The organism is Pseudomonas sp. KBS0707 (assembly GCF_005937945.2).
In the GTDB taxonomy this organism is placed as follows: Bacteria; Pseudomonadota; Gammaproteobacteria; order Pseudomonadales; family Pseudomonadaceae; genus Aquipseudomonas; species Aquipseudomonas amygdali.
Map to the genome: position 1 here is coordinate 5,166,252 of NZ_CP041754.1, position 6,249 is coordinate 5,172,500.

Annotated in this window: 4 protein-coding genes, 4 tRNA genes and 2 rRNA genes (1 of these 10 cut by a window edge); all 10 read right to left on the reverse strand. The window is 52.6% G+C overall.

The annotated features are described in order from the left end of the window. Nucleotides 1-2: 2 nt before the first annotated feature. On the reverse strand, nucleotides 3-371 hold the full coding sequence (secE, locus tag FFH21_RS24650; protein ID WP_002555502.1) for a preprotein translocase subunit SecE: 369 nt from the start codon (nucleotides 369-371) through the stop codon (nucleotides 3-5). Between the two features lie 46 nt (nucleotides 372-417). Continuing rightward, a tRNA-Trp gene (locus tag FFH21_RS24655) sits at nucleotides 418-493 on the reverse strand. Between the two features lie 165 nt (nucleotides 494-658). Continuing rightward, nucleotides 659-734 (reverse strand) — tRNA-Thr (locus FFH21_RS24660). Between the two features lie 26 nt (nucleotides 735-760). Next, a tRNA-Gly gene (locus FFH21_RS24665) sits at nucleotides 761-834 on the reverse strand. Between the two features lie 24 nt (nucleotides 835-858). Further along, a tRNA-Tyr gene (locus FFH21_RS24670) sits at nucleotides 859-943 on the reverse strand. A 142-nt stretch (nucleotides 944-1,085) separates the two neighbouring features. Further along, nucleotides 1,086-1,514, reverse strand: a complete 429-nt coding sequence (locus FFH21_RS24675) for a hypothetical protein (protein WP_005745989.1) — start codon at nucleotides 1,512-1,514, stop codon at nucleotides 1,086-1,088. A 7-nt stretch (nucleotides 1,515-1,521) separates the two neighbouring features. After that, nucleotides 1,522-2,271 (reverse strand): pantothenate kinase, encoded by a 750-nt coding sequence (locus FFH21_RS24680; protein ID WP_011169633.1) that lies wholly within the window; start codon nucleotides 2,269-2,271, stop codon nucleotides 1,522-1,524. After that, a complete protein-coding gene (gene birA / locus FFH21_RS24685) occupies nucleotides 2,261-3,220 on the reverse strand; it encodes a bifunctional biotin--[acetyl-CoA-carboxylase] ligase/biotin operon repressor BirA (RefSeq protein ID WP_011169634.1) in 960 nt (319 codons plus the stop codon). Before birA ends, FFH21_RS24680 begins: the two co-directional genes overlap by 11 nt. A 145-nt stretch (nucleotides 3,221-3,365) precedes the next feature. Next, nucleotides 3,366-3,481, reverse strand: a 5S ribosomal RNA gene (rrf, locus tag FFH21_RS24690). A gap of 160 nt (nucleotides 3,482-3,641) precedes the next feature. Further along, nucleotides 3,642-6,249: ribosomal RNA gene (locus tag FFH21_RS24695) — 23S ribosomal RNA — on the reverse strand (it continues 285 nt past the right edge of the window).

The following is a 6,249-nucleotide window of genomic DNA, read 5'->3' on the forward strand; positions in this document are numbered from 1 at the left end:
CCTTAGCCAACTATCAAGGAAACAAGCCAGCCGAGCAGGGAATCAAGCCCCCACAACAGCAACGCCATAACCAGCACAACTGCCACAACGATCAACGTGGTTTGAGTGGTTTCTTGGCGAGTAGGCCATACGACTTTACGAATCTCAGCGCGAGCTTCTTTCGCCAAAACGAAGAAGGCTTTACCCTTACCGGTCTGCAGCGCGACAAATGCAGCTGCAGCAGCAATCACAAGGAGAGCAAGAACGCGGTACAGGATCGGCTCAGCAGAATAATACTGATTACCGACAACACCCACGACAACCAAAACGACTACCAGGAGCCACTTCAGCATATCAAAGCGAGAGTCTGATGCTTCAGCCTTGGGATTCATCTACGGAGATCCTGTGAAAAGAAAGCCAGATTACATCTAGGAAATCTGGCAGGTCAGGAGGGAATCGAACCCCCAACCTACGGTTTTGGAGACCGTCGCTCTGCCAATTGAGCTACTGACCTAAAAGCAAAATCAGGCCGACCATTATGCGGACCTGACGAGAGTTTTTCAACACCTTATTCAGGGAGCGCCTTACAGGTGACAAACTCCGAACAAGCTTCAAGCGGATCACGCACAGCGCAACTACCTAAAACAAAGGCAGATATTTTCATATCTTCCTTTAGCAATGGAGCTCTTGAGCGGATTTGAACCGCTGACCTCACCCTTACCAAGGGTGTGCTCTACCAACTGAGCTACAAGAGCAAAACACAATGCATGAACCACAAACCTGGAGCGGGTAGCGGGAATCGAACCCGCATCATCAGCTTGGAAGGCTGAGGTTCTACCACTAAACTATACCCGCGCAATTTGCAGATCGCGCTAAATCTGGTGGAGGGGGAAGGATTCGAACCTTCGAAGTCGTAGACGTCAGATTTACAGTCTGATCCCTTTGGCCGCTCGGGAACCCCTCCTAAGCGAGGCAGCATTCTCAACTCATGCCACCCTTCTGTCAACCTTTTTCTCAGTAAAAACCTGAGGTTACATGCGTTGACTACTACCACCCCATTCGCGAGACTTTCACCTCGCTGCGAAGCGGGCGCCATTCTATGTAAACTACTCAGCAGTTGCAATGCCCTCGCACGACATTATTTGATTTTTTAATTGTGGGAAATCCTGACTCAATTGATTGATCACACCTGCCTCCACAAGACGTCGGCTTTCCGGGGCAATCCTTAACCAGTAGGCCGTCGCCCCATTCGTTTGCAGCGACTGAAATTGAGACTGGATATCCAGACTGTTCAAGCGCTGCTCCACCAGACGAGCATCCTCTTGCCTCGCAAAGCCACCGACATACAGGCACTTCGTGTCGGCATCATGCGACATGCGCCCCGCATCCGACTCACTAAGCAGGCGAATATCCTGCTGGGGAGCGCGATGCAACGACAATGGCATGACCTCTTTAGCCCTGAGCGGAGCCTCCTGCTGATGCCAGAGGTAATAAAAGGCATTAAGCATCAACAGCAGAAGAAATAACCAACGCATAGAGACCTCAACGCAAAGGGCAAGCCAGAGCCAGACCCACGAAGACCAGATCAGGAACAATACGAGCCCCCGGCAGCACATCCGCAACCAGAGCAGCATCCCCGCCAGTCACAAAAATAGCAAAATCGTTGCCCCAGTACCCCTGCGCTATCTCAATCTGAGTCAATGCAAACCCACGAAGCATCAACGAGCAGCCGCGCTCTACAGCCTCTGCAGTTGCACGCCCTGGAACAAGACGGGCAAGGGCTTTTTCAGCCTCTGTGTCGTCATATCTGATGCGACGGGTATGGGTACGCAACTGATTGCGCATCAAGGGCATTCCAGGACAGATAAAGCCACCGAGATGCGCACCACCAGCGTCGACAAAATCAGACGTCACAGCAGTTCCCAGATCAATCACCAGGCACGCGCTTCTGGCGAGATGGTAAGCACCTACGAAAGCCAGCCAGCGGTCCAGCCCCAGACGCGCGAAGTCGTCATAGCCATTTATCACGCCAGCAAGCTCTTGAGCAGGTTCGGCGCAGACAGGCGCAACGGAAAAGGTGTCAGCCAGCAAAGAGACAAGCCTCGCCGTTTCTTCGGCACTACGCACACTCACCAGACGGCAGTCAGTGAATGATGTGTCAGGCAGATTACTCAAGTGCATCAGCAAGGCAGCATCGGAGCCCACAACGCCACCGCTAATCACTGCCGCATCGTTCTTCGCCGTTATCCGCCACTTGATGAAGCTGTTGCCACAGTCGAGCTCAAGAATCATCTCGCAACCTCAGGCTGAGCTCGCCACCACTAAAGCTCTTTTCTACCCCATTCACTTCCAAACGCAACGCTCCAAGCGAGTCGGCCCCCAACACTACCCCTTCAACTGCCTCAGCGCCTGAAAGCAATCTGACAGCAGCTCCCTGCCATAAATGTCCGCGCTCCCACTCATCCTGAAAAGCCACGAAGCCTTCTTTGCGATGAACTGCCAGAAGAGACTCAAGCTGACTGCTTATAAGGGCTGCAATCCGATTCCGATCAGCAAGGCTGCCCGTTTCGAGTCGAATCGATGTCCATAGCTGATCCACTTCGCTCGATGACCGCATGTTCACGTTCACCCCTATTCCGATGATCACATGACAAACGTCTGCCGGATCCCCAAGAAGCTCGAGCAAAATGCCAGCAATCTTCTGTCTTCCGACCAGCACATCATTAGGCCATTTCAGGCCTGCGCCTTGAACCCCGATGTCGCGCAGTACGTTCATCACAGCCAATCCGACCAAAAGGCTGAGACCTTCCAGCTGACGCATTCCACCATCAATGCGCAGGACCAGACTGTAATAAAGGTTCTCGGCAAATGGACTTACCCACTTTCGACCCCGCCTCCCCCTTCCCGAGGTTTGCTGCTCGGCCACCACCAGTAAAGGCATGGGAGCCCCGTGAGCAATCAGACGCGTGGCCTCTGCATTGGTTGAGTCGATAGTGTCGTAAGTGCGTACAGACCAGCTGGCGGGGAATCCGCACTGAGCTATGCCAGCGGGGCTTAAAAGCGAAATAGGCGTTGCCAGTCGATAACCCCGTCCGCGCACTTTATGCACCTCTATGCCCAGGTCAGCTTCAAGCTGCTGAAGCTGCTTCCAGACCGCACTGCGGCTTATGCCGAGGGCATTGCCTAATACCTGTCCAGAATGAAATGCACCATCGGCAAGAAGCTTTAACAAGGTCAGCATTTGGAGTCGCCCGGCAATGAGGCACGCATAATAGCCACGCAGAGGCATGCTGCATAGAAACGAAAACGTATTTTCATGGCAGTTTTTGTGCAGCAGACAAACAAAAACCCTCAACGCGTAAGCGATGAGGGTTTCTGGAATTTAATCTTGACGATGACCTACTCTCACATGGGGAAACCCCACACTACCATCGGCGATACATCGTTTCACTGCTGAGTTCGGGATGGGATCAGGTGGTTCCAATGTTCTATGGTCGTCAAGAAATTCGGGTACCGAATCGTGCCATGCGGCGCGCTTCAGCAAATCGGGTATGTGATAGCTCGGTGCGTTTGTGACGCAAACTTTCGGTTCGTGTCGTCTTCACAGTCACCGCAATCTGATGCTCCTGTCAGGAAGTCCACTCAAATTGCTTGGGTGTTATATGGTCAAGCCTCACGGGCAATTAGTATTGGTTAGCTCAACGCCTCACAGCGCTTACACACCCAACCTATCAACGTCGTAGTCTTCGACGGCCCTTTAGGGAACTCAAGGTTCCAGTGAGATCTCATCTTGAGGCAAGTTTCCCGCTTAGATGCTTTCAGCGGTTATCTTTTCCGAACATAGCTACCCGGCAATGCCACTGGCGTGACAACCGGAACACCAGAGGTTCGTCCACTCCGGTCCTCTCGTACTAGGAGCAGCCCCTCTCAAATCTCAAACGTCCACGGCAGATAGGGACCGAACTGTCTCACGACGTTCTAAACCCAGCTCGCGTACCACTTTAAATGGCGAACAGCCATACCCTTGGGACCGGCTTCAGCCCCAGGATGTGATGAGCCGACATCGAGGTGCCAAACACCGCCGTCGATATGAACTCTTGGGCGGTATCAGCCTGTTATCCCCGGAGTACCTTTTATCCGTTGAGCGATGGCCCTTCCATACAGAACCACCGGATCACTAAGACCTACTTTCGTACCTGCTCGACGTGTCTGTCTCGCAGTCAAGCGCGCTTTTGCCTTTATACTCTACGACCGATTTCCGACCGGTCTGAGCGCACCTTCGTACTCCTCCGTTACTCTTTAGGAGGAGACCGCCCCAGTCAAACTACCCACCATACACTGTCCTCGATCCGGATAACGGACCTGAGTTAGAACCTCAAAGTTGCCAGGGTGGTATTTCAAGGTTGGCTCCACGCAGACTGGCGTCCACGCTTCAAAGCCTCCCACCTATCCTACACAAGCAAATTCAAAGTCCAGTGCAAAGCTATAGTAAAGGTTCACGGGGTCTTTCCGTCTAGCCGCGGATACACTGCATCTTCACAGCGATTTCAATTTCACTGAGTCTCGGGTGGAGACAGCGCCGCCATCGTTACGCCATTCGTGCAGGTCGGAACTTACCCGACAAGGAATTTCGCTACCTTAGGACCGTTATAGTTACGGCCGCCGTTTACCGGGGCTTCGATCAAGAGCTTCGCTTGCGCTAACCCCATCAATTAACCTTCCGGCACCGGGCAGGCGTCACACCCTATACGTCCACTTTCGTGTTTGCAGAGTGCTGTGTTTTTAATAAACAGTCGCAGCGGCCTGGTATCTTCGACCGGCGTGGGCTTACGCAGTAAATGCTTCACCCTCACCGGCGCACCTTCTCCCGAAGTTACGGTGCCATTTTGCCTAGTTCCTTCACCCGAGTTCTCTCAAGCGCCTTGGTATTCTCTACCCAACCACCTGTGTCGGTTTGGGGTACGGTTCCTGGTTACCTGAAGCTTAGAAGCTTTTCTTGGAAGCATGGCATCAACCACTTCGTGTTCTAAAGAACACTCGTCATCAGCTCTCGGCCTTGAAATCCCGGATTTACCTAAGATCTCAGCCTACCACCTTAAACCTGGACAACCAACGCCAGGCTGGCCTAGCCTTCTCCGTCCCTCCATCGCAATAACCAGAAGTACAGGAATATTAACCTGTTTTCCATCGACTACGCTTTTCAGCCTCGCCTTAGGGGCCGACTAACCCTGCGTCGATTAACGTTGCGCAGGAAACCTTGGTCTTTCGGCGTGGGTGTTTTTCACACCCATTGTCGTTACTCATGTCAGCATTCGCACTTCTGATACCTCCAGCAAGCTTCTCAACTCACCTTCACAGGCTTACAGAACGCTCCTCTACCGCATCATCAAAAGATGATACCCGTAGCTTCGGTGCATGGTTTGAGCCCCGTTACATCTTCCGCGCAGGCCGACTCGACTAGTGAGCTATTACGCTTTCTTTAAAGGGTGGCTGCTTCTAAGCCAACCTCCTAGCTGTCTAAGCCTTCCCACATCGTTTCCCACTTAACCATGACTTTGGGACCTTAGCTGACGGTCTGGGTTGTTTCCCTTTTCACGACGGACGTTAGCACCCGCCGTGTGTCTCCCATGCTCGGCACTTGTAGGTATTCGGAGTTTGCATCGGTTTGGTAAGTCGGGATGACCCCCTAGCCGAAACAGTGCTCTACCCCCTACAGTGATACATGAGGCGCTACCTAAATAGCTTTCGAGGAGAACCAGCTATCTCCGAGCTTGATTAGCCTTTCACTCCGATCCACAGGTCATCCGCTAACTTTTCAACGGTAGTCGGTTCGGTCCTCCAGTTAGTGTTACCCAACCTTCAACCTGCCCATGGATAGATCGCCCGGTTTCGGGTCTATTCCCAGCGACTAGACGCCCTATTAAGACTCGCTTTCGCTACGCCTCCCCTATTCGGTTAAGCTCGCCACTGAAAATAAGTCGCTGACCCATTATACAAAAGGTACGCAGTCACCCAACAAAGTGGGCTCCCACTGCTTGTACGCATACGGTTTCAGGATCTATTTCACTCCGCTCTCCGCGGTTCTTTTCGCCTTTCCCTCACGGTACTGGTTCACTATCGGTCAGTCAGTAGTATTTAGCCTTGGAGGATGGTCCCCCCATATTCAGACAAGGTTTCTCGTGCCCCGTCCTACTCGATTTCATTGCAAAGGGATTTTCGCGTACAGGGCTATCACCCACTATGGCCGTCCTTTCCAGAACGTTCCGCTAA